The organism is Variovorax sp. YR634, from assembly GCF_900106655.1.
In the GTDB taxonomy this organism is placed as follows: domain Bacteria; phylum Pseudomonadota; class Gammaproteobacteria; order Burkholderiales; family Burkholderiaceae_C; genus Variovorax.
The window spans coordinates 158,123-182,413 of sequence record NZ_FNOL01000010.1 but is presented as its reverse complement, the minus strand read 5'-3'; the positions used below and the strand labels follow the sequence as shown (position 1 = coordinate 182,413).

Annotated in this window: 20 protein-coding genes; 12 read left to right on the top strand and 8 right to left on the bottom strand. The window is 67.4% G+C overall.

Annotated elements, in window-relative coordinates; all coding sequences use genetic code 11:
• The first annotated feature begins 11 nt into the window (after positions 1-11).
• From BLV60_RS18595 to BLV60_RS34425, 11 genes are all read left to right on the top strand, one after another.
• The gene (locus tag BLV60_RS18595) at positions 12-1,028 is read left to right on the top strand and encodes a Bug family tripartite tricarboxylate transporter substrate binding protein (RefSeq protein ID WP_093056739.1); all 1,017 of its coding nucleotides are present in this window, start codon (positions 12-14) and stop codon (positions 1,026-1,028) included.
• Positions 1,025-2,254: a CaiB/BaiF CoA transferase family protein gene (locus BLV60_RS18590; RefSeq protein ID WP_093056738.1), complete on the top strand. Its 1,230-nt coding sequence runs from the start codon at positions 1,025-1,027 to the stop codon at positions 2,252-2,254. The genes BLV60_RS18595 and BLV60_RS18590 overlap by 4 nt, the downstream gene beginning before the upstream one ends.
• Positions 2,251-3,420, top strand: coding sequence for an acyl-CoA dehydrogenase family protein (locus BLV60_RS18585; RefSeq protein WP_093056737.1), 1,170 nt, complete (start codon positions 2,251-2,253; stop codon positions 3,418-3,420). Before BLV60_RS18590 ends, BLV60_RS18585 begins: the two co-directional genes overlap by 4 nt.
• Before the next feature lie 16 nt (positions 3,421-3,436).
• A complete protein-coding gene (locus tag BLV60_RS18580) occupies positions 3,437-3,730 on the top strand; it encodes an acylphosphatase (RefSeq protein ID WP_093056736.1) in 294 nt (97 codons plus the stop codon).
• Between the two features lie 138 nt (positions 3,731-3,868).
• A complete protein-coding gene (locus tag BLV60_RS18575; protein ID WP_093056735.1) occupies positions 3,869-4,789 on the top strand; it encodes a hydroxymethylglutaryl-CoA lyase in 921 nt (306 codons plus the stop codon).
• A 3-nt stretch (positions 4,790-4,792) separates the two neighbouring features.
• Positions 4,793-5,431, top strand: coding sequence for a homoserine/homoserine lactone efflux protein (gene rhtB / locus BLV60_RS18570; RefSeq protein WP_093056734.1), 639 nt, complete (start codon positions 4,793-4,795; stop codon positions 5,429-5,431).
• Positions 5,432-5,496: 65 nt separating this feature from the next.
• On the top strand, positions 5,497-5,985 hold the full coding sequence (locus BLV60_RS18565; RefSeq protein ID WP_093056785.1) for a YbaK/EbsC family protein: 489 nt from the start codon (positions 5,497-5,499) through the stop codon (positions 5,983-5,985).
• Positions 5,982-6,248: a DUF1289 domain-containing protein gene (locus BLV60_RS18560; RefSeq protein ID WP_093056733.1), complete on the top strand. Its 267-nt coding sequence runs from the start codon at positions 5,982-5,984 to the stop codon at positions 6,246-6,248. The genes BLV60_RS18565 and BLV60_RS18560 overlap by 4 nt, the downstream gene beginning before the upstream one ends.
• On the top strand, positions 6,245-6,901 hold the full coding sequence (locus BLV60_RS18555; protein ID WP_093056732.1) for a 2-hydroxychromene-2-carboxylate isomerase: 657 nt from the start codon (positions 6,245-6,247) through the stop codon (positions 6,899-6,901). The genes BLV60_RS18560 and BLV60_RS18555 overlap by 4 nt, the downstream gene beginning before the upstream one ends.
• Positions 6,902-7,073: 172 nt before the next feature.
• Complete coding sequence (locus tag BLV60_RS18550; RefSeq protein WP_093056731.1) at positions 7,074-8,768, top strand: MFS transporter; 1,695 nt, start codon at positions 7,074-7,076, stop codon at positions 8,766-8,768.
• A gap of 119 nt (positions 8,769-8,887) precedes the next feature.
• The gene (locus BLV60_RS34425; RefSeq protein WP_019656389.1) at positions 8,888-9,037 is read left to right on the top strand and encodes a hypothetical protein; all 150 of its coding nucleotides are present in this window, start codon (positions 8,888-8,890) and stop codon (positions 9,035-9,037) included.
• 9 nt (positions 9,038-9,046) lie between these two features.
• Here the strand turns inward: BLV60_RS34425 and BLV60_RS18545 are convergent, their stop codons facing one another.
• Both BLV60_RS18545 and BLV60_RS18540 read right to left on the bottom strand, forming a co-directional pair.
• Complete coding sequence (locus BLV60_RS18545; protein WP_093056730.1) at positions 9,047-10,159, bottom strand: ABC transporter substrate-binding protein; 1,113 nt, start codon at positions 10,157-10,159, stop codon at positions 9,047-9,049.
• 185 nt (positions 10,160-10,344) lie between these two features.
• On the bottom strand, positions 10,345-11,457 hold the full coding sequence (locus BLV60_RS18540; RefSeq protein ID WP_093056729.1) for an ABC transporter substrate-binding protein: 1,113 nt from the start codon (positions 11,455-11,457) through the stop codon (positions 10,345-10,347).
• A gap of 186 nt (positions 11,458-11,643) precedes the next feature.
• Here BLV60_RS18540 and uvrA point away from each other — a divergent pair, with 186 nt between their 5' ends.
• Entirely contained in the window at positions 11,644-17,394 is a 5,751-nt protein-coding gene (uvrA, locus tag BLV60_RS18535; protein WP_093056728.1) for an excinuclease ABC subunit UvrA, read from the top strand.
• Positions 17,395-17,439: 45 nt separating this feature from the next.
• Here uvrA and BLV60_RS18530 read toward each other — a convergent pair whose 3' ends face one another.
• From BLV60_RS18530 to BLV60_RS18505, 6 genes are all read right to left on the bottom strand, one after another.
• Entirely contained in the window at positions 17,440-18,918 is a 1,479-nt protein-coding gene (locus BLV60_RS18530) for an NAD-dependent succinate-semialdehyde dehydrogenase (RefSeq protein WP_093056727.1), read from the bottom strand.
• Positions 18,919-18,968: 50 nt separating this feature from the next.
• A complete protein-coding gene (speB, locus tag BLV60_RS18525) occupies positions 18,969-19,928 on the bottom strand; it encodes an agmatinase (RefSeq protein WP_093056726.1) in 960 nt (319 codons plus the stop codon).
• 15 nt (positions 19,929-19,943) lie between these two features.
• Positions 19,944-20,762 (bottom strand): ABC transporter permease, encoded by an 819-nt coding sequence (locus BLV60_RS18520; protein WP_093056725.1) that lies wholly within the window; start codon positions 20,760-20,762, stop codon positions 19,944-19,946.
• A gap of 34 nt (positions 20,763-20,796) precedes the next feature.
• Positions 20,797-22,053: an ABC transporter permease gene (locus BLV60_RS18515; protein WP_093056724.1), complete on the bottom strand. Its 1,257-nt coding sequence runs from the start codon at positions 22,051-22,053 to the stop codon at positions 20,797-20,799.
• A 30-nt stretch (positions 22,054-22,083) separates the two neighbouring features.
• Positions 22,084-23,112, bottom strand: coding sequence for an ABC transporter substrate-binding protein (locus BLV60_RS18510; RefSeq protein ID WP_093056723.1), 1,029 nt, complete (start codon positions 23,110-23,112; stop codon positions 22,084-22,086).
• 61 nt (positions 23,113-23,173) lie between these two features.
• Complete coding sequence (locus BLV60_RS18505; RefSeq protein ID WP_093056722.1) at positions 23,174-24,277, bottom strand: ABC transporter ATP-binding protein; 1,104 nt, start codon at positions 24,275-24,277, stop codon at positions 23,174-23,176.
• Positions 24,278-24,291: the final 14 nt, after the last annotated feature.

The following is a 24,291-nucleotide window of genomic DNA, read 5'->3' as shown; positions in this document are numbered from 1 at the left end:
AGACAAACCACATGCAGACGACGAAGAACGCGACAGGTCAAACGGTCGCGGTGGCGAACCGCCGCCGTTTCATTTCCATCGGCGCGGCCGCGGGGCTTGCCGGCACCGTGCCATGGGCCTTCGCGCAGGACGGCTACCCGAAGCAGCCGATCAGGCTCGTCGTGCCCTTCGCGGCCGGCAGCGGCACCGATGCAGTGGCGCGCATCACCGGGCAGATGCTCGGCGAGGCGCTCAAGGCTTCGGTCATCGTCGACAACAAGGCCGGCGCCAACGGCGTCATCGCGGCCGAGTTCGTCGCCAAGGCGCCGCCCGACGGCTACACGCTGTTCATGACGACCAACACCACGCACTCGGCCAACCCGAGCCTGATGAAGTCGCTGCCCTACGACCCGGTGAAAGACTTCGCGCCCGTCAGCCGCATGGGCAACCTGCCGTTCATGCTGGTGGTCAACAACGACCTGCCCGTCAAAAGCGTGGCCGAGCTGCTGGCCTGGGGCCGCGCGCACCCCGGCAAGCTGACCTATGCGAGCGGCAACAGCACCGGCATCGTGAGCGGCGCCACGCTGTCGCGCATGAGCGGCGTGCCGATGCTGCACGTGCCCTACAAGAGCACGCCGCCTGCAATTGCCGACCTGATCGGCGGGCAGGTGTCGATGATGGTGGTCGACCTCGCCGCGGGCCTTGCCACGGTGAAGGCCGGCAAGATGCGCGCGATTGCCGTCACCACGCAGGAGCGCACCAAGCTCTTTCCCGAGCTGCCGCCGCTGGCCGACACGCCGGAGCTGAAAGGCTTCGACATCACTTCGTGGAACGGCGTGTTCGCACCGGCCGGCACGCCGCGCGACATCGTGCTGAAGCTCAACAAGGCGCTGTCCGAGATGGCCAACGGCGCGGCCTTCCGGGAGCGTGTGGCGAAGCTGGGCTTCGATGCCTTCGGCAGCACGCCGGAAGAGCTGGGCGCGTTCACCGTGTCGGAGCTTGCGAAGTGGAAGAAGCTGATCCAGGCCGCGGGGATCCAGCCCGAATGAGTGCGACCGGACCTCTGGAGGGCATCCGCATCCTCGACCTCACGGCCGTGGTGATGGGGCCGTATGCGACGCAGACGCTCGGCGACCTTGGCGCCGACATCATCAAGGTCGAGCCGCCCGGCGGCGACAACCTGCGTGCCGTCGGCCCGATGCGCCACCCGGGCATGGGCGCGATGGCGATGCACCTCAACCGCAACAAGCGCTCCATCGTGCTCGACCTCAAGCAGCCCGAGGGGCGCGAGGCCTGCCTGAAGCTGGCGGCGGGGTGCGATGCGCTGATCTACAACACGCGGCCGCAGGCGATGGCGCGGCTCGGGCTGGGCTACGAAGCCGTGGCTGCGGTCAACCCGAAGATCGTCTACCTCGGCGCCTTTGGCTATGGCGAGCAGGGGCCCTATGCCGGCAAGCCCGCCTACGACGACCTCATCCAAGGTGCAGCAGGCGTTGCCTCGCTGTTCGCGCAGCAAAGCGGCGGCGCGCCGCGCTACGCACCCGTCACGCTGGCCGACCGCGCCGTCGGCCTGCAAGCCGCCATCGCATTGCTCGCCGCCGTGCTGCATGCCCAGCGCACCGGCAAGGGCCAGGCCGTCGAAGTGCCCATGTTCGAAGCCCTGTCGCAGTTCGTCATGGGCGACCACCTCGGCGGCCACAGCTTCGAGCCGCCGCTCGGCCCCACCGGCTATGCGCGCCTGCTCGCACCGCATCGCAAGCCCTACGCCACGGCCGACGGCTACCTCAGCGTGCTCATCTACAACGACAAGCACTGGCAGGCCTTCTTCGACGTGATCGGCCGGCCCGAGCTGCGCAGCTCGCCGATGTTCGGCACCCATACGGCGCGCGCCGCGAACATCGGCGCGGTCTATGCCTTCGTGGCCGAGGTGATGGCCACGCGCACCAGCGACGAATGGTTTGCCGCGCTCGATGCCGCGGACATTCCCGTCGCGCGGCTGCACAGCACCGACAGCCTGCTCGACGACCCGCACCTGCGCGCCGTCGGTTTCTACCCCGAGCTCGACCATCCGACCGAGGGCCGCATCCGCACCCTCGCGCCGGTCGGCCGCTACAGCGCCACGCCCACCGCCATCCGCCGTCCCACGCCGCGCATCGGCGAGCAGAGCGTGGAGTTGCTGCGCGAAGCGGGCTACGGCGACGAGGCCATCGAACGCATGCTTGAGCGCGGCGTCACGCTGCAACCGGACTCATTGAAGAAAGACGGCGAAGAATGAATTTCTCCCTGAATGAAGACCAGCGCTCGCTCGTCGCGGCCATCGAACGCCTTTGCGAAGACTTTCCCGCCGACTACTGGCGCGACCACGACGACCGCGCCGTGTTCCCGCACGAGTTCCACCGCGCCGTGGCCGAGAGCGGCTGGCTCGGCATCGCCATGCCCGAGGCGCAGGGCGGCGCGGGGCTCGGCATCACCGAGGCGGCGCTGATGATGCGCGCCATCAGCGCATCGGGCGCGGGTATGTCGGGCGCGTCGTCGGTGCACATGAACATCTTCGGGCTCAACCCGGTGGTGGTGTTCGGCAGCGAGGAGCAGCGCCAGCGCTTTCTGCCGCCGCTGATCGCCGGCAAGGAGAAAGCCTGCTTCGCCGTGACCGAGCCCGATGCGGGGCTCGACACCACCAGCCTCAAGACGCAGGCGGTGCGACAGCCCGATGGCGGCTACCTGCTGCACGGCCGCAAGATCTGGATATCGACCGCGCAGGTGGCCGACCGCATGCTGATCCTCACGCGCACCACGCCGCTGGACCAGGTGAAGAAGCCCACGCAGGGCCTCACGTTGTTCTACACGCCGCTGGACCGCAGCAAGGTCGAGGTGCGCGAGATCCACAAGCTGGGCCGTGCGGCAGTCGACTCGAACATGCTCTTCATCGACGGGCTCGCAGTGCCGGAAGAAGACCGCATCGGCGAGGAAGGGCGCGGCTTCGAGTACCTCCTGCACGGCCTCAACCCCGAGCGCATATTGATCGCGGCGGAAGCCATCGGCATCGGCCGCGCGGCGCTGCGCATCGCCTCGCAGTACGCGCAGGAGCGCGTCGTGTTCGGCCGGCCCATCGGCCAGAACCAGGGCGTGGCGCATCCGCTGGCGCGCGCCTGGGCCAACCTGGAGGCGGCCGACCTGATGATGCTGAAGGCCGCCACGCTGTACGACGCGGGCGAGCCCTGCGGCATCGAAGCCAATGCCGCCAAGTACCTTGCGGCCGAGGCGGCGCACGACGCCTGCCAGAACGCCGTGCTTACGCTGGGCGGCATGGGCTATGCGAAGGAATATCACGTTGAGCGCCTGCTGCGCGAGAGCTACATTCCGCGCATCGCACCCGTGAGCCCGCAGATGATCCTGAACTTCATCGCCGAGAAGGCGCTGGGGCTGCCCAAGTCGTACTGATCTGCACCACCACGCCATGAACAACGACGCCGTCGTCACCCGCCACCTCGCCATCCGCGGCCGCGTGCAGGGCGTGGGTTACCGCTGGTCGATGGTGCAGGCGGCGAAGCGGCTCGGCGTGCGCGGCTGGGTGCGCAACCGGCGCGACGGCAGCGTGGAGGCGCTCGCGGCTGGCGAGGCTGCGGCGGTGGAGGCGTTGATCCGCTGGGCGCACCAGGGGCCGGACGGTGCGCGCGTGGAAACGGTCGACGTGAGCGATGCGGCTACGCACGGCGTGCCCGAGGGCTTCGAGCAGCGCGAAACCGCCTAGTACCCGCCGGCTGGCGCCATTTGCAACCCCGCAGGCGGGCATTGCTACCTTCCGCGGCTTGTGTACCAAGCAGGGCAATTGCATGTGTCGGACAATCGAAGGCGGTTTCTCATCCTCCCGCGACACAAGAGACATCCCATGAAACTCCCAACCAAAGTCAAGATCGTCGACGTCGGCCCGCGCGACGGCCTGCAGAACGAAAAGCAGCCGGTCTCCGCCGAAATCAAGATCGGCCTCGTGCACCGCCTGCAGGACGCGGGGCTCAAGGAGATCGAGGTCACCAGCTTCGTCAGTCCCAAGTGGGTGCCGCAGATGGCAGACAACGCCGAGGTGATGCACGGCATCAGGCGCAAGCCCGGCGTGCGCTATTCGGTGCTGACGCCCAACATGAAAGGCTTCGAGGCCGCCATCGCTGCGCCGCGCGAAGAGTGGCCCGACGAGATCGTCGTGTTCGGCGCCGCGAGCGAAGCCTTCAGCCAGAAGAACATCAACTGCTCCATTGCCGAGAGCATCGAGCGCTTCGCGCCCGTGGTGGCCGCGGCGCTCGAGAAGGGCATCCGTGTGCGCGGCGCCATGTCGTGCACCGTGGGCTGCCCCTATGAAGGCGAGATTGCGCCGGCCAAGGTCGGCTACCTCGCGCAGCTGATGAAGGGCATCGGCGTGCAGCGCGTGGACGTGGCCGACACCATCGGCGTGGGCACGCCGCGCAAGGTGCAGGCGGCGATGGAGGCCACGCTGGCGCACTTCGATGTCGACGCCATTTCCGGCCACTTTCACGACACCTACGGGCAGGCGCTGGTCAACACGCTGGCGGCGCTCGAGATGGGCGTGTGGAACTTCCAATCGTCCTCGGCCGGCCTGGGCGGCTGCCCGTACGCCAAGGGCGCGACCGGCAACGTGGCGACCGAAGACGTGGTCTACATGCTGCACGGCATGGGCATCGAGACCGGCATCGATCTCGACAGGCTGATCGACGCGGGCGTGTACATCAGCGAGGCGCTGGGCCGCGAGCCGAACTCGCGTGCCTCGAAGGCCATCCGCACCAAGCGGGCGGGTTGAAGCATGGACTTGCAAGTCTGGCTCGCATTCCTGGTGGCGAGCTGCGTCATCGCCGTGTCGCCCGGTTCGGGCGCGGTGCTCAGCATGAGCCATGGGCTCAGCTACGGCGTGCGGCGCACCACGGCGACCATCGTCGGGCTCCAGCTGGGGCTCGCCGTGATCCTGCTGGTGGCCGGGCTCGGCGTGGGCGCGGTGCTTACCGCCTCGGCCACCGCGTTCACGGTCATCAAAGTGGTCGGCGCTTGCTACCTTCTGTGGCTGGGCTGGCGCCAGTGGCGCGCGCCCGTTGCGAAGATCGACGGCAACGCGCAGGAGGCGGCCTCCGAGCCCGACCTCACTGCGCCGCAGCGCGTGCTGCGGGGCTTCCTGACCAACGTGACCAACCCCAAGGGCATCGTCTTCATGGCGGCCGTGCTGCCGCAGTTCATCCAGCCGACACGGCCGCTGTGGCTGCAGCTGCTGGTGCTGCTGGCCACGACGGTGATGGTCGACGTGACTGTGATGCACGGTTACGCCTGGCTGGCCGCGCGGCTGCAGGGCGTGCTTCGCAGCGTGCGCGCCCGGCGTGCGCAGAACCGCGTCTTCGGCGGCGTGCTGATGGCGATGGGCGCATTCCTGTTTGCATTCAAGCGCAGCGCGTAGAGGCTGCGGACCCGTTTCCTCATTCCCCCGGCACCACGGTGCCTGATAGATTCGAATCCATGTCCATGTGCGGCTCTGAACTCCACTCCCTCCCCGAAGGCGTCCAGCGCGTCTCCCGCGTGCTGCAGGACGCCGGCCACCCCCATTCGCCACGCATGCTCGACGACGCCTGCCGCACCGCGCAGCAGGCGGCCGATGCGCTCGGCATCTCCGTGGGGCAGATCGCCAAGAGCATCATCTTCCGCCGCAAGAGCGACGAAGTGGCGGTGCTGGTCATCACCTCGGGCGACAAGCGCGTGGACGAGAAGAAGGTCGATGCGCTGGTCGGCAAGACCGGCCGTGCCGATGCCGACTTCGTGAAGGCGCGCACCGGCTTCACCATCGGCGGCGTCTCGCCCGTGGGGCATGTGACCAAGCCCGTGGTGCTGATCGACCGCGAGCTGTTCCGCTTCGAGGAAATCTGGGCGGCCGCGGGCCATCCGCATGCGGTGTTCCAGCTGCGCCCGCATGACCTCGAAAAGCTCACCGGCGCGCCGGTGGCGGACGTGGTGTGAATTTCGACGAGGCGGAAACGCTCGCCGAACGCGCCGTGGCCGTGCAGGCCATGGCGCAAGACGTGCCCTCGCCGTGCTCCTCGGTGTGCCGCATGGACCGCCTCAGCGGCTTCTGCGAAGGCTGCCTGCGCACCATTCCCGAGATCGCGGGCTGGAGCAAGATGGAAGACGAAACGCGGCGCCATGTGTGGCGAGCGATAGAGTTGCGGGCCAAGGCCGGCATCTGGCGGGCTCCAGCCGACACAGGAGACAGGCACGCATGAAGCACATCGACTTCTATCTCGACTTCATCTCGCCCTACGCGCATCTCGCGTTCGAACACCTGCCCGAGGCGCTCGAAGGCCTGAACTACAGCGTGGCGTACAAGCCGGTGCTGCTGGGCGCGCTGCTCAAGCAGCACGGGCAACTCGGCCCGGCGGAGATTCCGTCGAAGCGCAGCTGGACGTATCGCCACGTGCTCTGGCTGGGCCATGCGAACGGCATCGAGATCGAGATGCCGGCCTCGCATCCTTACAACCCGCTTGCTCACCTGCGGCTCGCGCTGTCGACCAGTGACGACGGCAGCATCAGCCGCCTCGTGGCAGAGACCGTCTTCCGCCACGTGTGGCGCGGCGGTGAAGAGCCTGGCGACGCCACGCGCCTTGCTGCGCTCACCGCGCAGCTGAAGCCGAAGCGCGAAGCGAGCAGCGACGAGAGCAAGGCCCTGCTCAAGCGCAACACCGACGAGGCCCTGCAGCTCGGCGTGTTTGGCACGCCGGCCTATGTGGTCGATGGCCGCCTGTTCTGGGGCTTCGACGGCCTGCAGATGCTGCGTGCCTATCTGATGGGCGACGCATGGTTCGACGGCCCGCAATGGGCGTCTGCGGACCAGCGCCCATCCCTGCTGCGCAGCAGCAAGAACCAGGCACCTAGGTAAAACCCGGTAAGGGCCGAATTTCTTACAGGCTGAAACGCGCTGCGCGGGTTTCACCCTAATCCGTAAGCGTCGGTTCAGTTTCGCGCAAGGCTCGGGTCAGTCGCGCCTCCAAGAATGCCTCACGGTCCCGAATGCCGGGAACCGCAACGAACGCATACACAGGAGATGACCAATGGCAGCCACACTAGATTCGAGGGGAGTGCCGCATCCGGCCCCCCGGCCCATGTCAGCGGAGGAGAAGAAAGTCATCTTCGCCTCCTCGCTCGGCACCGTGTTCGAGTGGTACGACTTCTACCTCTACGGTTCGCTGGCCGCGATCATCGCGAAGCAGTTCTTCAGTGGCCTGGATGCGGGCGCGGCCTTCATCTTCGCGCTGCTGGCGTTCGCCGCCGGCTTCCTGGTGCGTCCGTTCGGCGCCATCGTGTTCGGCCGCCTGGGCGACATGATCGGGCGCAAGTACACCTTCCTGGTCACGATCCTGATCATGGGCCTGTCGACCTTCATCGTCGGCCTGCTGCCCAGCTACGCGACCATCGGCGTCGCGGCGCCGGTGATCCTGATCGCGCTGCGCATGCTGCAGGGCCTGGCGCTCGGCGGTGAATACGGCGGTGCCGCCACTTACGTGGCCGAGCACTCGCCGCACGGCAAGCGCGGCGCCTACACCTCGTGGATCCAGACCACGGCAACGCTCGGCCTGTTCCTGAGCCTGCTGGTGATCCTGGGCGTGCGCGAATGGCTCGGCGAAGCGGTGTTCAACGACTGGGGCTGGCGCATTCCGTTCCTGGTGTCGATCCTGCTGCTGGGCATCTCGGTGTGGATCCGCCTGTCGCTGAGCGAATCGCCGGCCTTCCAGAAGATGAAGGCCGAGGGCAAGACCTCGAAGGCGCCGCTGTCCGAGTCGTTCGGCGAGTGGAAGAACCTGAAGATCGTCATCCTGGCGCTGGTCGGCCTCACGGCAGGCCAGGCGGTGGTCTGGTATTCGGGCCAGTTCTACGCGCTCTTCTTCCTGACGGCGCAGCTGAAGGTCGATGCGACCACGGCCAACCTGATGATTGCCGCCGCGCTGCTGCTCGGTACGCCGTTCTTCGTGGTGTTCGGCACGCTGTCGGACAAGATCGGCCGCAAGCCGATCATCATGGCCGGCTGCCTGCTGGCCGTGGTCACCTACTTCCCGGTCTTCAAGATGCTGACCGAAGCCGCCAACCCCGACCTGGCCCGCGCACAGGCCACGGCCGCCGTCACGGTGACGGCCGACCCGGCGACCTGCTCGTTCCAGGGCAATCCGGTGGCTCGCGAGATCGACTTCCGCAGCTCGTGCGACATCGCCAAGCGCTACCTCGTGCAGAACTCGGTGAGCTATGAGAACGTGGCCGGCGCGCCGGGTTCGAAGGCCATCGTGAAGATCGGCGACAAGTCGGTCGAGGCGCCGGTCGGCAACGTCGCGAACTCCAAGTTCGACGAGAACTCCGCCAAGGAAATCGCTGCCTTCAAGAAGGGCGTGGCCGAAGACCTGAAGGTTGCGGGCTACCCGGCCAAGGCCGACCCAGCCAAGATCAACAAGGTGATGACGGTGCTGCTGCTGTTCTGGCTGGTGTTGCTGGTGACCATGGTCTACGGCCCGATCGCCGCGATGCTGGTCGAGCTGTTCCCCACGCGCATCCGCTACACCTCGATGAGCCTGCCGTACCACATCGGCAACGGCTGGTTCGGCGGCCTGCTGCCGACCACGGCCTTCGCCATCGTGGCCTCCACCGGCAACATGTACAACGGGCTTTGGTATCCGATCATCATTGCCGGCATCACGCTGGTGGTGGGCACGATCTTCATCCGCGAAACCAAGAACGTGGACATCTACGCGAACGACTGAGCGTCGCTCGCACAGGAGGGCGCCATGCCCTCCGTTCAACAAAGAGGCTTCATGCCAACCGCATGAGGCCTTTTTCTTGAACCCCTCGAATCAATCAACCTCGTCAGGAGACAACACCCATGTGGAAACTCGTCGTCGGCTTCGTCATCTTTGCCGCCATTGCTCTGTACGTGATCTCCAAGGCCGGCGACAAGGTCGACATGTCGGGCGAGAAGCACGGTGGCGATACCACCACGCACGAGCCTGCGCCCGCCGCTGCGCCCAAGTAAGGCGCAGCCTTATCTCTTGAATTTGCCGTCGCTGACGATCGACAGGTCTACGAAGTCGATGCCCGTGTGGTCCGTCGGCGAGTAGCTCACGTCGAGCCCGCCGCCCACGTCGTACTGGAAGTTGTTGAGCGTGGCGATGAGCTTTGCGCGCGTGGGCTTCGGGCCCGTGCGGCGCAGCGCCTCCACCATCACCTTGGTGGCGACGAAGCCTTCGAGCAGCGCGGGCGACAGGTCGTTCTGGCCCTTGGCCTTGGCCAGCGCCAGCGCTTCCTTGATGAGCGGGTGGCCGAAGGAGCGCTCGTAGGGCAGCACCTGCGTGATGATCACGCCGGCACTCGCCGAGCCCAGTTCCTTGATGAAGCCCGAGGCCGCGTTGTTCGACAGCGTGATGATCTGCGCCGCCGAGCCCGCGGCGCGCAGCGCCTTGATGCCGTCGGTCACGGCAGTGCCCGAGCCGATCCACAGCACCGCCTGCGCGTTGGCCTTGGTCAGCTGCGGAACGATCGCCGCGAAGTCGGGCTTGTTGCGGTCGGCCAGCGCGACCACGGCCGGCTTCAGGTTGGCCTTCTCGAAGCCCTTGTTCGCGCCTTCCATCGCGTCCTTGCCGAAGGAGTCGTCGGCCTGCACCACGGCGATGCGCTGGATGCCGGTGGTCTGCAGGTGCTGCACGGCCTTCTCGGCCTCGCGCTGATAGGTCGAGCGCACGTTGAAGATGTTCTTCTGCAGCGGCTTGTGCAGCGCCATCGCACCCGTCGAAGGGCCGACCAACGCCACGCCGTACTTGTCGAGCAGCGGAATCACCGCGAGCGTGTTGGGCGTGCCGCGGTTGAGCAGCAGCGCGACGACCTTCTTGTCTTCGATGAGCACGCGCGTGTTCTCCAGCGAGCGCTTGGCGTCGAGGCCGTCGTCCATGCGGATCACCTCGATCTGCTCGCCGTTGATGCCGCCCTGGGCGTTGACCTGGTCGATGACCAGTTGCGAGCCCATGATGGTTTCCTTGACGCTGGCCGCCACCGGCCCCGAAAGGTCGGCCGACTGGCCGATCAGGATCTGGGCCGATGCGCCCGGGGCCGCCATGGCCAGGAGCAGCGCCACGGCGCAGGACGTGAACGTCTTTTTCATCGAGCAAAGCCTTTCCACGAAGCGGAGTGCTTCTGTCAGCAGGTGTGTAATGTGTTGCTGAACGTCACTTGCCGCCAGTTCGCGGAAACCCTGTCAAACCAAGGTTTGCAGAATGCCCAGGGCCAACGGCCCGCCGGTTTTGCCGGCGGGCTGTTGGTTCGAAAGGCGTAGTCGAGGGGCGGGGCTCAGCGCTTGAAGCGCCCGTCGCTGATGATCGAAAGGTCCGCGAAGTCGATGCCGCTGTGGTCCTGCGGCGAATAGCTCACTTCAAGCCCGCCGCCCAGGTCGTAGCCCTTGAGGCCTTCGAGCGCAGTGACCATCTTCGCGCGCGTGGGCTTGGGGCCCGCGCGGCGCAGCGCCTCCACCAGCACCTTGGCCGAGGCGAAGCCTTCGAGCATTGCTGGCGACAGCTCCGCCTGGCCCTTGGCCTGTGCGAGTGCCTGGGCTTCCTTCACCATCGGCTGGCCGAGCGAGCGCTCGTTCGGGAACACCTGCGTCACGATCACGCCCTTGCTCGCGTCGCCCAGCTGCTTGATGAAGCCCGAGGAGGCGTTGTTCGACAGCGTGACCACCTGCGCCGCCGAGCCGCCCGCGCGCAGCGCCTTGATGCCATCGACCACGGCAACGCCCGAGCCGATCCACACCACGGCCTGCGCATTGGCGTCCTTGATGGCCGGCACGATGACCTTGTAGTCGGGCTTGTCGCGGTCGGCCGGAATGGTCACGACCGGCTTGGCCTTGCCCTTGGCGAAGCCGGTCATCGCGCCTTCGAGTGCGTCCGTGCCGAACGAGTCGGTCACGTGCACCACCGCGATCCGCGTGAGGCCGATGGTCAGCAGGTGCTGCACCGCCTTCTCGGCCTCGCGCTGGTAGGTGGCGCGCACGTTGAACACGTGCTTCTGCAGCGGCTTGTGCAGCACCATCGCGCCGGTGGAGGGGCCGATGAGCGCCACGTCGTACTTGTCGAGCCACGGGATGATGGCCTGCGAATGCGGCGTGCCGCGGCTCATGAACAGCGCCAGCACTTTCTTGTCTTCGATCAGCACGCGAGCGTTTTCGCTGGCGCGTTTCACGTCGAAGCCGTCGTCCATGCGCAGTATTTCGATCTTCTCGCCGTGGATGCCGCCCTGGGCGTTGACTGAGTCGATCAGCAGCTGCGCGCCGCCGATGGTCTCGTTCACGCTCGCGGCCACCGAGCCGGTCACGCCGGTGGTCTGGCCGATCAGGATCTGGGCCGACGCACCCACGGCGCTGAGGGCCAGCAGGGCGGCGGCGCAAAGCATGCGCGTCTTTGTCATGGAAGTCTTTCGAGGGAATGCAGGAACTGGCCCGGGAACATGTGAAAACAAATGTCGTATTTGTTTCTGAAAGTGTCTGAAACTCCATCCGGACAAACCCCTGCGCGGCCACCGACCTTGTGACGCAGTGCGCAAACCCGTCATGGAGCACTCCCTAGAATGTTTGCCCCACCCCCCAAGGCACTCATGACACAGGGCTCCATCCGGATTCGCGGCGCGCGCCAGCACAACCTCCAGAACCTCGACCTCGACATCCGCACCGGCGAGATGACGGTGGTCACCGGGCCCAGCGGCTCGGGCAAGTCCAGCCTCGTTTTCGACACCCTCTACGCCGAAGGCCAGCGGCGCTACGTGGAGACCTTCTCCGCCTACGCCCGCCAGTTCCTGGACCGCATGGACAAGCCGGCCGTCGACAAGGTGGAGGGCGTGCCGCCCGCCATCGCCATCGACCAGACCAACCCGGTGCGCTCCTCGCGCTCCACGGTCGGCACGATGACCGAGCTGAACGACCACCTGAAGCTGCTCTTCGCGCGCGCGGCCAACCTGTTCGACCGCGAAACCGCGCTGCCGGTGCGCCACGATTCGCCCGACAGCATCTACGCGCAGATCGTCGAGCGCGCGGCCGCGGCGGGAGATCCGCGCCTCGTGGTCACCTTTCCGGTTGAGCTGCCCGCGAGCACCACGGCCGAGGAAGTCACGCAGTGGCTGTCGGCCAGCGGCTTCACGCGCGTGCAGGCCGAGCGCGAGGTGGCCACGCCCACCGGGCCGCGCAAGGTGCTCGACGTGGTGGCCGACCGCTTCCGCGCCTCGAGCGCCGAGCGCTCGCGCGTGGTCGAGGCCATCGAGGTGGCGCTCAAGCGCGGCAGCGGGCGCGTCACCGTGCATGCCACCGGTTCAGAGGAAAACGCACCGACCGATGTGTGGAAGTTCTCCACCGGCCTGCACTGCCCCGAGAGCGACATCCGCTACGCCGACCCCATCCCGTCGATGTTCTCGTTCAACTCGGCCGTGGGCGCCTGCGAAACCTGCCGCGGCTTTGGCCGCGTGATCGGCGTCGACCTGGGCCTGGTGATTCCGAACGACAAGCTCACGCTGCGAGCCGGCGCCATCAAGACCATCCAGACGCCCGCCTGGAAGGAAGCGCAGGACGACCTCATGCGCCATGCCGAAACCGCCGGCATTCCGCGCGACACCCCCTGGAACAAGCTCACCGACGAGCAGAAGCACTGGGTGATCGAAGGCACGCCCAACTACAAGGAAGGCAACTGGAACAAGCAGTGGTACGGCGTGCGGCGCTTCTTCGGCTACCTGGAGAGCAAGGCCTACAAGATGCACATCCGCGTGCTCTTGTCCAAATACCGCAGCTACACGCCGTGCCCCACCTGCAGCGGCGCGCGCCTGAAGCTCGACAGCCTGCTGTGGCGCATCGGCAGCAAGGAAGACGCCGACGCGGTGCTGCCGCCCGAAAAGCGCTTCATGCCCACGGGCGCCAAGTGGACGCGCGCGCAGCTCGAAGCCCTGCCGGGCCTGTGCCTGCACGACCTGATGCTGCTGCCCATCGAGCGGCTGCGCAGGCTCTTCGACCGCGTCGAGCATCACGGCAACGGCCACACGGTGAGCGAAGGCGAAACGCAGGCGCTGAAGCTGCTGTTCGAAGAAATCACCACGCGCCTGCGCTACCTGCACGACGTCGGCATCGGCTACCTCACGCTCGACCGCCAGAGCCGCACGCTGAGCGGCGGCGAAGTGCAGCGCATCAACCTCACGACGGCGCTTGGCACCTCGCTGGTCAATACGCTCTTCGTGCTCGACGAGCCCAGCATCGGCCTGCACCCGCGCGACATGAACCGCATCACCGAGGCCATGCTGCGCCTGCGCGACGCCGGCAACACGCTGGTGGTGGTCGAGCACGACCCGGCCGTGATGCTCGCCGCCGACCGTGTGATCGACATGGGCCCCGGCCCCGGCGCGCGCGGCGGGCAGATCGTGTTCGACGGCACCACCGACCAGCTGCGCGACGCCGACACGCTCACCGGCCAGTACCTGGGCGGGCGCAAGAAGATCGGCATGGGCTTCAAGCGGCTCGTGAGCGAGAACACGCACCGCCTCATTCTCGAAGGCGTGCGCGAGCACAACCTCAAGAACATCGCGGTCGAGTTCCCGCTGGCGCGCCTGGTGTGCGTCACCGGCGTCAGCGGCTCGGGCAAGTCCACGCTGATCCAGGACGTGCTGGCGCCTGCGCTGATGCGCCACTTCGGCAAGGCCACCGAAACGCCCGGCGCGCACGACCGCATGCTCGGCGCCGACCACCTGGGCGACGTGGTGTTCGTCGACCAGTCGCCCATCGGCAAGACCGCGCGTTCCAACCCCGCGAGCTACGTGGGCGCGTGGGACGCCATCCGCGAAATATTCGCCACCGCGGCGCTGTCGCGCCAGCGCGGCTACACCGCGAGCAAGTTCAGCTTCAACTCCGGCGACGGGCGCTGCCCGACCTGCGGCGGCTCGGGCTTCGAGCACGTCGAGATGCAGTTCCTGTCCGACGTGTACCTTCGCTGCCCCGATTGCGACGGCAAGCGCTACCGCCCCGAAATCCTCGAAGTACGCGTGGAGCGCAAGGGCAAGAGCTACAACGTGGCCGACGTGCTCGACCTCACCGTGGCCGAAGCGGCCACCGTGTTCGAGGCCGACCGCGACGTGCTGCGCGTGCTGCAGCCGATTTCCGACGTGGGCCTGGACTACGTCAAGCTCGGCCAGCCCGTGCCCACGCTGAGCGGCGGCGAGGCGCAGCGCCTGAAGCTCGCGGGTTTCCTGGCCGAGGCCGCCAAGAGCGCGACCTCGAGCAAGCAGTCGGTGGCGCGCAAGGGCACGCTCTTCCTGTTCGACGAGCCGACCACCGGCCTGCACTTCGACGACATCGCGCGGCTGATGCGCGCGCTGCGCAAGCTGCTCGACGCCGGCCATTCGCTGATCGTCATCGAGCACAACCTCGACGTGATCCGCGCGAGCGACTGGCTCATCGACCTCGGCCCCGAAGGCGGCGAGGGCGGTGGCCAGGTGGTGGCAGAAGGCACGCCGGAGCAGCTGCGCGAGAACCGCGCCTCGCTCACCGGCGCCGCGCTGGCCGACTATGAATTGGCCATCGGCCCCGACGCCTACAAGGTGGCCGAGCGCGCCGCGCGCCGCTACATCGCCAATGCGAAGACGGCGCCGGGCAGCAACGCGATCGAGATCGTCAACGCGCGCGAGCACAACCTGAAGAACCTCAGCGTCGACATTCCGCGCGGCAAGTTCAGCGTGGTGACCGGCGTGAGCGGCTCGGGCAAGTCGACGCTGGCCTTCGACATTCTTTTCAACGAAGGGCAGCGCCGGTACCTCGAATCGCTCAACGCCTATGCGCGCAGCATCGTGCAGCCGGCAGGCCGGCCCGAGGTGGACGCGGTGTACGGCATTCCGCCGACCGTGGCCATCGAGCAGCGCCTGTCGCGTGGCGGCCGCAAGAGCACGGTGGGCACCACCACCGAGGTGTGGCACTTCCTGCGGCTGCTGTACGTGAAGCTGGGCATCCAGCACTGCATTCACGACGGCGCGGCCGTGCAGCCGCAGACGCCCGACAGCATCGCCGCGCAGCTCATGCGCAACTTCAAGGGCCAGCACATCGGCCTGCTCGCGCCGCTGGTGAGCAACCGCAAGGGCGTGTACACCGAGCTGGCCGACTGGGCGCGCCCGCGCGGCTTCACGCACCTGCGCGTGGACGGCGACTTCCTGCCGACCACCGGCTTCCCGCGCATCGACCGCTTCAAGGAGCACAGCATCGAGCTGCCCGTGGCCAGCCTCGACGTGCTGCCATCGAAGGAGACCGAGCTGCGCGAGGCGTTGACCAAGGCGCTCGAACACGGCAAGGGCGTTGTGCACGTGCTGAGCCAGCTCGACGGCCTGCGCGCCGCGATGATGGCGGGCGTGTCCGCCGCCGGCATCGGCCGCGTGAACGTGTTCTCCACGCTGCGCGCCTGCCCGGTGTGCAGCACCAGCTACGCCGAACTCGACCCGCGCCTGTTCAGCTACAACAGCAAGCACGGCTGGTGCCCCGATTGCGTGGGCACGGGCGTCAAGCTCAGCAAGGACCAGCGGAAGGTGTTCGACGACTCCGTGCTGGCCGACGACAACAAGGGCCGCGAGCAGACCTTTGCCGAACCCGAGGTCGAGGACTTGGCCGACGTGGTCTGCCCGACCTGCGAGGGCACGCGCCTGAACGCCACGGCCCGCGCCGTGGGCTTCGGCACCGCGGCCGACGGCTCGGGCGGCATCGGCATCACCGAGTTGGCGCGCATGAGCGTGACCGAGGTGCGGCAGTGGTTCGAGGGGCTGTCGCTCACGGGCCGCGAAGCGGAGATCGCGCGCGATCTCGTGCCCGAGATCAAGAGCCGGCTCGAATTCCTCGAAGAAGTGGGCCTGGGCTACCTCACGCTCGACCGTGGCGCGCCCACGCTTTCAGGCGGCGAGGCGCAGCGCATCCGCCTGGCGGCGCAGCTCGGCAGCAACCTGCAGGGAGTGTGCTACGTGCTCGACGAGCCGACCATCGGCCTGCACGCGCGCGACAACCAGATCCTGCTCGACGCGCTGCACAAGCTCGGCGACAAGGGCAACACGCTGGTGGTGGTGGAGCACGACGAAGACACAATCCGCCGCGCCGACCACATCATCGACATCGGCCCGAGCGCGGGCAAGCGCGGCGGCCGGCTGGTGGCCGAGGGCTCGGTGGCCGACATCCAGAACGCCGGCGATTCGCAGACCGGCCGCTACCTGCGCGATGCCATCAAGCACCCGCTGCAGGCGCGCCGCCTCGTGCCTTCGCCCAACCCCAAGGCCACGGACAACGGCGAATGGCTCACCGTGCACGGCGCCGACCTGCACAACCTGCAGGACGTGACCGCCGCGCTGCCGCTGCACCGCCTGGTGGTGGTCACGGGCGTCAGCGGCTCGGGCAAGTCGACGCTCGCGCGCGACGTGCTGCTGGCCAACGTGCACGGCATCGTGGTGCAGCGCATGACCAAGGCGGGCCGCGACGCCGACGCCGCCGGCAAGCGCCCGGCCTGGGCCGGCTGCAGCAAGGTCGAGGGCTACGAGACCATCGACCGCGTGCTCGAAGTCGACCAGACGCCCATCGGCAAGACGCCGCGCAGCTGCCCGGCCACCTACATCGGCTTCTGGGACACCATCCGCAAGCTCTTCGCCGACACGCTCGAAGCCAAGGCGCGCGGCTACGGCCCGGCGCGCTTCAGCTTCAACACCGGCGAAGGTCGCTGCCCCGGTTGCGACGGTGCGGGCGTGCGCACCATCGAGATGAGCTTCCTGCCCGACGTGAAGGTGCCCTGCGAGGTGTGCCACGGCGCGCGCTTCAACCCCGAGACGCTGGCCGTGAGCTGGCGCGGCAAGAGCATCGGCGACGTGCTGAAGATGGAAGTCGACGAGGCCGTCGAGTTCTTCGCGAGCATGCCCAACATCGCCCACCCGCTGCAGCTGCTGAAGGACGTGGGGCTCGGCTACCTCACGCTGGGGCAACCCTCGCCCACGCTGTCGGGCGGCGAAGCGCAGCGCATCAAGCTGGTGACCGAGCTGAGCAAGGTGCGCGACGACATCACCCGCCGCGGCCAGAAGGCGCCGCACACGCTGTACGTGCTCGATGAGCCGACCGTGGGCCTGCACATGGCCGACGTCGAGAAGCTGATCCACGTGCTGCACCGGCTGGTGAACGGCGGCCACAGCGTGGTGGTGATCGAGCACGACCTCGACCTGATCGCCGAGGCCGACTGGATCCTCGACCTCGGGCCCGAGGGCGGCAACGCCGGTGGGCGCATCGTCGCGGCGGCGCCGCCGGAAGAGGTGGTGCGGCTTGGCACGCACACCGGCGTGGCCTTGGCGCCAGTGCTGGCGCGATAGACAGGGCAGGGCGGGGCTTGCCCCGCCTTCTTCCTCCTCCTCCTCTTATTTCTGGATATCGCCCAGGCAGAGGTACTTGATCTCCACGTAATCGTCCATGCCGTGGTGCGAGCCTTCGCGCCCCAGGCCCGACTGCTTCACGCCGCCGAAGGGCACGTGCTCGGTGGCGATCACGCCGGCGTTGATGCCGACCATGCCGTATTCCAGCGCTTCCGCCACGCGAAAGATCCGGCCCACGTCGCGTGTGTAGAAGTAGCTCGCGAGGCCGAACTCGGTGTTGTTTGCCGCGTCGATGCCGTCCTGCTCGGTCTTGAAGCGGAACACGGGCGCGAAGGGGCCGAAGGTTTCTTCGCGCGCGCACAGCATGTCGGGCGTGGCTTCGGCAATCACGGTCGGCTCGAAGAACTGGCCCTGCATCCTGTGGCCGCCCGCCAGCACCTTGCCGCCCTTGGCGATGGCGTCGGCTACATGGCGCTGCACCTTGTCGATGGCCGCATCCTCGATCAGCGGGCCCTGCGTCACGCCGTCCTCGAAGCCGTTGCCGACCTTGAGCGCCCTGACCTTGGCCGCGAACTTCTCGACGAAGGCGTCATAGATGCCTTCCTGCACATACAGCCGGTTGGCGCACACGCAGGTCTGGCCGGCGTTGCGGTATTTGCTCGCGATGGCGCCTTCGACAGCCGAATCCACATCCGCGTCGTCGAACACCAGGAAAGGCGCGTTGCCGCCCAGCTCCAGCGAAAGCTTCTTGACCGTCGGCGCGCACTGGCTCATCAGGATGCGGCCCACTTCGGTGGAGCCCGTGAAGCTCAGGTGGCGCACGACGTCGCTCTCGCACAGCTCCTTGCCGATCGCGATGCTGTTCTGGCTGTCGGCCGTGAGCACGTTGAGCACGCCCGCCGGAATGCCGGCCCGCACGGCCAGCTCCGCAGCGGCCAGCGCGGTCAGCGGCGTGAGTTCGGCCGGCTTGATGACGACCGTGCAGCCCGCGGCCAGTGCCGGCGCCACCTTGCGGGTGATCATGGCCAGCGGAAAATTCCACGGCGTGATCGCCGCGCACACGCCGATGGGCTGCTTCATCACCATCAGGCGGCGGTTGTTGTCGAACTGCGGCAGCACCTCGCCGTTCACGCGCTTGGCTTCCTCGGCAAACCACTCGATGAAGCTCGCGCCGTAGGCAACCTCGCCCTTGGCTTCGGCAAAAGGCTTGCCCTGCTCGGCGGTCATCAGGCGGCCCAGGTCTTCGGTGTTGGCGATCAGCAGATCGAACCACTTGCGCAGCACGATGCTGCGCTCCTTGCCGGTCTTGCCGCGCCAGGCGGCAAGCGCCTTGTTGGCGGCGGCGATGGCGTGCGCGGCGTCTGTGCGCGTGAGGTTGGCCACGTCGACCAGCTTCCGGCCGGTGGCCGGGTCGTTCACGTCGAAGCGGCTCGCGCCCGCAATCCACTCGCCTGCGATCAGCGCATCGGTCTTGAGCAGGGTCGGGTCGTTCAGCAGCGCGAGGGGAGATGTCTTCGTGTCCATGGTGTCGTGTTGTCTCTAAAGAAGTGAGTAGCCGGTGCAAGCACCCGGTGTCAGCGAAAAGGTACGCCCGGAAGCACGCAGAGCATTTCGTAAAGCAGATTGGCCCCGAGCAGCGCAGTGTTTCCGCTCGTGTCGTACGGCGGGCTGACCTCTACCAGGTCGGCGCCCACCACGTTCAGCCCGCGGCAGCCGCGCACGATTTCCAGCACCTGCGGCACGGTAAGGCCACCGATCTCCGGCGTGCCGGTGCCACCGGCGAACGAGGGGTCGATGCCGTCGATGTCGAAGCTGATGTACACCGGATGCGTCGGCCCGATGCGCTCGCGCACCTGCGCCATCAGCGGCGCCAGCGACTGGTACCAGACCTCGTGCGCCTGCACCACTGTGAAGCCCTGTTCACGCGGCCAGTCGAAATCGTCCGCCGCATAGCCGGTGCCGCGCAGGCCGATCTGCCAGACCTTGTCGCAGGCCAGCAGGCCCTCTTCGACGGCGCGCCGGAAAGGTGTGCCGTGCGCGATGCGCTCGCCGAACATGTCGTCGTTCACGTCCGCATGCGCATCCACATGCACCAGCGCCACCGGGCCGTGCCTCCGCGCCAATGCGCGCAGGATCGGCAGCGCGATGGTGTGGTCGCCGCCCAGCGTCAGCGGCGCGCAGCCGGCGGCCAGCACCGTGTCGTAGAAGTCCGAGATGATGTCGATCGATTTTTCGAGCGAATAGGTATTGATCGGCACATCGCCCAGGTCGGCCACGTTCAGCTTGTCGAAGGGCGCCGCGCCGGTGGCCATGTTGTAGGGCCGCAGCAATGCCGACTCCGCACGGATCTGGCGCGGCCCGAAGCGCGCCCCCGGCCGGTTGGAAGTGCCGATGTCCAGCGGCACGCCGATGAATGCCGCGTCCAGCCCTGCCGGAGACGTTGCAGCGGGCAGCCGCATCATCGTGCCGGGGCCGGCGAAGCGCGGCATCGTGTTGCCGCCCAGCGGCTGGTTCGGTGTTGTGTTGGTGGGCATCGTGCGTGTGCGGGTTCAACGCCGCCGGCCGCGCAGCCATTCGAGCGCAAGCAGCAGCGTGGTGGTGAAGATGATCAGCAGCGTCGCCACGGCGGCGATGGTGGGCGAGATGTTCTCGCGGATGCCGGTGAACATCTGGCGCGGCAGCGTGACCTGGTCCGGCCCCGCGAGGAACAGCGTGACCACCACCTCGTCGAATGAAGTGGCAAAGGCGAACAGCGCGCCCGAGATCACGCCCGGCGCAATCACCGGCAGCGTGACGCGCATGAAGGTCCTGAACGGTGTCTCCCCCAGGCTCAGCGATGCGCGCACCAGGTTCTGGTTGAAGCCGGCCAGTGTGGCGAGCACGGTGGTCAGCACGAAGGGCGCACCCAGCGCCGCATGCACCACGATCAGCCCGAAGTAGGTGTCGGCCAGGCCGATGGGGGCGAAGTAGAGATACGTGGCGACGCCCACCACCACGATCGGCACCACCATCGGCGAGATCAGCACGCTCATGAGCAGGCCCTTGAAGGCGAAGCTCGTGCGCGACAACCCCACCGCCGCCAGCGTGCCCAGCACGGTGGCCAGCACCGTGGCGGCCGGCGCGACGATGAAGCTGTTGCGCGCCGCGCGTGCCCACTCGGGCGATTCGAAGAGGTTGCGATACCACCGCAGCGACCAGCCGGGAATCGGGTAGGCCAGGAACGAACTGTCGGAGAACGACAGCGGAATCACCACCAGGATCGGCGCCAGCAAGAAGGCCAGCACCGCGACACAGCCGCCGCGCACCAGCCACCAGCCGAGCTTGTCGGCGAAGGTGGCATAGGCCGGGAATTGGGGAAGCTTCAACATGCTTGTCTGTCTTTCGTGCGGCTTTTCGTGCGGCTCATCCGAGGCTCAGCTCGGCCTTGCCGATGCGGCGGTACACGGCATACAGAATCAGCGTGGCGACCAGCAGTACGGAGCCCAGCGCGCACGCCATGCCCCAGTTGATTTCGACGTTGGTGTAGCGCGCGATGTAGTAGCTCAGCATCTGGTCGTCCGCGCCGCCGAGCAGCGCCGGCGTCACGTAGTAGCCGATCGCCAGGATGAAGACCAGCAGCGCGCCGGCGCCGATGCCCGGGTAGGTCTGCGGCACGTAAACGCGGAAGAAGGCCGCCAGCGGCGAGCTGCCCAGCGAGACGGCCGCGCGCAGGTAGGTGGGCGGCACGCTCTTCATGACGCTGTACAGCGGCAGGATCATGAAGGGCAGCAGGATGTGCACCATCGCGATGATCACGCCGGTGCGGTTGAACAGCAGCGCCAGCGGATGATCGATCAGGCCGATGCCCATGAGGCCCCGGTTGACCAGCCCCTCGGACTGCAGCAGCACGATCCACGCCGCCACGCGCACCAGGATGGAAGTCCAGAACGGCACCAGCACCAGGATCATCAGCACGTTGGCCTTGCGCGCCGGCAGCGTCGACAGCCACCAGGCCAGCGGATAGGCCAGCAGCAGGCAGAAGAAGGTGACGACGGCGCTGATCTGGAAGGTGCGCAGCAGGATGCCGGCAAAGGCGCGCTGGTCGGCGGGCATGCGCTCGACCTCGCCGGCCACGTCGCGCCGCAGGTCGACCGAGGCGAGCAGGTAGTCGGGCGTCCAGCGCGAGCCGTTCTTGGCAATCGCCTGCCAGTACGGCGCCTCGCCCCAGCGCGGGTCGAGCTCCAGCATGCGCGCCTTGACCTCTTCCGGCGTGCCGGCGATCGGCAGCGCACGGAAGGTGCCCATCACCAGCGAGCGGGCGCCGGCGATCTCGGTGTTGAGGCGGCGCGCCAGGGCGCCGGCGTCGGAGCTGTCGGGCAGCTGGGCGAGATCGGCCGCGATGGCTGCAAAGGCCGCCGGCGCGGGCGCCTCCTTGCGGTTCCAGCCGTCGAGCGCGCGCACGGTGCGCGGCAGCGCGTTGGCCACCTCGGGGTTTTCTACCGCACGCTGCAGCAGCGCCACGATGGGCACCAGCAGCGTCAGCAGCAGAAACACCAGCAGCGGCACCGTGAGCGCAAACGCGCGCCACTTTCGGCGGGCTTCGGCGCGCGCCAGCGCACGCCGCAGTTCGCCGGGCGGCGCTTCTGCTGGAACCAGGGGGACAGACGTTGCCGCGTGCATGGACTCTTTCGCGCTCGCTCGTTTGCCCGTTTACTGCGTGGCCCAGGATGCGAAGCGCTTCTCGAGCGCCTCGCCCTGGTCGGCCCAGAAGCCGACGTTGAACTGCAGCGCATCCTTGGCGTTGGTCGACGAGGTCGGCAGGTCGGCCAGCACCTTGCTGCTCAGCGAAGTCAGCGCCTTGGTGTTGGTGGGGCCGTAGGCGATGTTCTGGGCATAGACCGCCTGGTTGGCCGGTTGCATCGCGAACTGGATGTACTTCAGCGAGGCTTCCTTGTTCGGCGCGCCCTTCGGGATCACCAGGTAGTCGAGGTCGTAGATGCCGCCCGGCCAGTAGATCTTGAGGTCGCGGCCTTCGCGGTTGGCCGCGTCGATGCGGCCGTTGTAGACGGTGGTCAGCACCACGTCGCCGGCCACCAGGAACTGCGGCGGCTGCGCGCCGGCCTCCCACCACTGGATGTTCGGCTTGAGTTCGGTGAGCTTCTTGAATGCGCGGTCGGCGCCTTCCTTGGTGCCGAGCACCTTGTAGACATCGGCCGGCTTCACGCCGTCGGCCATGAGCGCGAACTCGAGGTTGTAGCGCGCGCCCTTGCGCATGCCGCGCTTGCCGGGGATCTTCTTCACATCCCAGAAATCGGCCCAGCTGCTGGGCGCGGTCTTGAGCTTCTCACCGTTGTAGGCCATGACGGTCGACCACACGAAGAGGCCCACGCCGCAGTCGGTGACGGCGGCTGGCAGGAAGTCTGCCTTGCTGCCGATCTTGGAATAGTCGAGCTTCTCGAACAGGCCCTCGTCGCAGCCGCGTGCCGCGTCGGGCGACTCGACCTCGACCACGTCCCAGGTGACCTTCTTCGTCTCGACCATGGCCTTGATCTTGGCCTGCTCGCCGTTGTATTCGACCGGGATGATCTTGGTGCCGGTCTTCTCGAAGGGCTCGTAGTAGGCCTTCTTCTGGGCATTGGCGTTGGCGCCGCCGAAGTTGACCACGGTGAGCTGCTGCTGGGCAAAGGCCGGCAGTGCGAAGCTGGCGGCGACGGTGCAGGCGAGGAGAGTCTTTTTCATGGTGGAAGTCTTCCTGGGTGATGAAAGCAAAGAAAGGAAACGAGGGAACAACAAGCCGGATTCAGGAGGCATAGATGCGCGCATGCGCCGTCGGAAATTCGAGCACCACCGCTTCGCCGGCCTGCGGCGCGGCGGCACCTTCGAGGCCGTTCAGCGGCAGCTTCACGGTGGCTTCGGCCTGGTCGCCGCCGACGCTGCACAGCAGCCGCAGGTGGTCGCCGAAGTAGATGACGCGCGCCACCTGGGCGGCGAGCATGTTGTCGCGCGGCGCGGGGGGACTGCGGTGCAGCACCACCCGCTCGGGGCGGATGCAGGCCTCGACGGTCGCGCCCGCGGCAGCGCCGCTGACGTTGAGCCCGTGCAGCACGCGGCCATCGGGCAGCTTCATCTCGGCGTGTTCGCCACTGTGGCCCTGTTGGCCCAGCTGGCCCTTGAGCACGGTGTTGTCGCCGACGAAGCCGGCCACGAAGCGGTTGGAAGGCGTCTCGTACAGCCGGTCGACCGTGTCCAGCTGCTGGATCACGCCTTCGTTGAACACCGCCACGCGGTCGCTCATGGTGAGCGCCTCGCCCTGGTCGTGCGTCACGTAGACGAAGGTCACGCCCAGCTGGCGGTGCAGGTCCTTGAGCTCGATCTGCATGTGCTCGCGCAGCTGCTTGTCGAGCGCGCCGAGCGGCTCGTCCATCAGCACGAGCTGGGGCTCGAACACCAGCGCACGCGCCAGCGCCACGCGCTGCTGCTGGCCGCCAGAGAGCTGGCCGGGCAGGCGGTCGGTCATGCCGCGCAGCTGCACCATGTCGAGCGCGCGCTGCACGCGGCGCTGCTGCTCGTCCTTGGGCACCTTGCGCACGGTGAGCGGATAGGCCACGTTCTGGCCCACGCTCAGGTGCGGAAACAGCGCGTAGTTCTGGAAGACCATGCCGAAGTTCCGCTTGTGCGGCGGCGTGCCGGTGATCTGCTTGCCGTCGAGCAGGATCTCGCCCGAGGTCGGCGATTCGAAGCCCGCCAGCATCATCAGCGTGGTGGTCTTGCCCGACCCCGAAGGCCCGAGCAGGCTCAGGAACTCGCCACGGTGAATGTCCAGATCGAGCTGGCGCACCACCAGGTGTTCGCCGTCGTAGGTTTTCTGGACGCGCTGGAAGCGCACCAAGGGTTCTGCTGTCATGGAGGAGGAATTAA

Excerpts from the sequence above, each read along its gene's own strand:
- BLV60_RS18565 (WP_093056785.1), top strand. The coding sequence starts at position 5,497 with ATGTGCGGCTCTGAACTCCACTCCCTCCCCGAAGGCGTCCAGCGCGTC.
- BLV60_RS18580 (WP_093056736.1), top strand. The coding sequence starts at position 3,437 with ATGAACAACGACGCCGTCGTCACCCGCCACCTCGCCATCCGCGGCCGC.
- BLV60_RS18555 (WP_093056732.1), top strand. The coding sequence starts at position 6,245 with ATGAAGCACATCGACTTCTATCTCGACTTCATCTCGCCCTACGCGCAT.
- rhtB (WP_093056734.1), top strand. The coding sequence starts at position 4,793 with ATGGACTTGCAAGTCTGGCTCGCATTCCTGGTGGCGAGCTGCGTCATC.
- uvrA (WP_093056728.1), top strand. The coding sequence starts at position 11,644 with ATGACACAGGGCTCCATCCGGATTCGCGGCGCGCGCCAGCACAACCTC.
- BLV60_RS18550 (WP_093056731.1), top strand. The coding sequence starts at position 7,074 with ATGGCAGCCACACTAGATTCGAGGGGAGTGCCGCATCCGGCCCCCCGG.
- BLV60_RS18510 (WP_093056723.1), bottom strand. The coding sequence starts at position 23,112 with ATGAAAAAGACTCTCCTCGCCTGCACCGTCGCCGCCAGCTTCGCACTG.
- BLV60_RS18595 (WP_093056739.1), top strand. The coding sequence starts at position 12 with ATGCAGACGACGAAGAACGCGACAGGTCAAACGGTCGCGGTGGCGAAC.
- BLV60_RS34425 (WP_019656389.1), top strand. The coding sequence starts at position 8,888 with ATGTGGAAACTCGTCGTCGGCTTCGTCATCTTTGCCGCCATTGCTCTG.
- BLV60_RS18585 (WP_093056737.1), top strand. The coding sequence starts at position 2,251 with ATGAATTTCTCCCTGAATGAAGACCAGCGCTCGCTCGTCGCGGCCATC.
- BLV60_RS18590 (WP_093056738.1), top strand. The coding sequence starts at position 1,025 with ATGAGTGCGACCGGACCTCTGGAGGGCATCCGCATCCTCGACCTCACG.
- BLV60_RS18530 (WP_093056727.1), bottom strand. The coding sequence starts at position 18,918 with ATGGACACGAAGACATCTCCCCTCGCGCTGCTGAACGACCCGACCCTG.
- BLV60_RS18505 (WP_093056722.1), bottom strand. The coding sequence starts at position 24,277 with ATGACAGCAGAACCCTTGGTGCGCTTCCAGCGCGTCCAGAAAACCTAC.
- speB (WP_093056726.1), bottom strand. The coding sequence starts at position 19,928 with ATGCCCACCAACACAACACCGAACCAGCCGCTGGGCGGCAACACGATG.
- BLV60_RS18575 (WP_093056735.1), top strand. The coding sequence starts at position 3,869 with ATGAAACTCCCAACCAAAGTCAAGATCGTCGACGTCGGCCCGCGCGAC.
- BLV60_RS18540 (WP_093056729.1), bottom strand. The coding sequence starts at position 11,457 with ATGACAAAGACGCGCATGCTTTGCGCCGCCGCCCTGCTGGCCCTCAGC.
- BLV60_RS18520 (WP_093056725.1), bottom strand. The coding sequence starts at position 20,762 with ATGTTGAAGCTTCCCCAATTCCCGGCCTATGCCACCTTCGCCGACAAG.
- BLV60_RS18515 (WP_093056724.1), bottom strand. The coding sequence starts at position 22,053 with ATGCACGCGGCAACGTCTGTCCCCCTGGTTCCAGCAGAAGCGCCGCCC.
- BLV60_RS18545 (WP_093056730.1), bottom strand. The coding sequence starts at position 10,159 with ATGAAAAAGACGTTCACGTCCTGCGCCGTGGCGCTGCTCCTGGCCATG.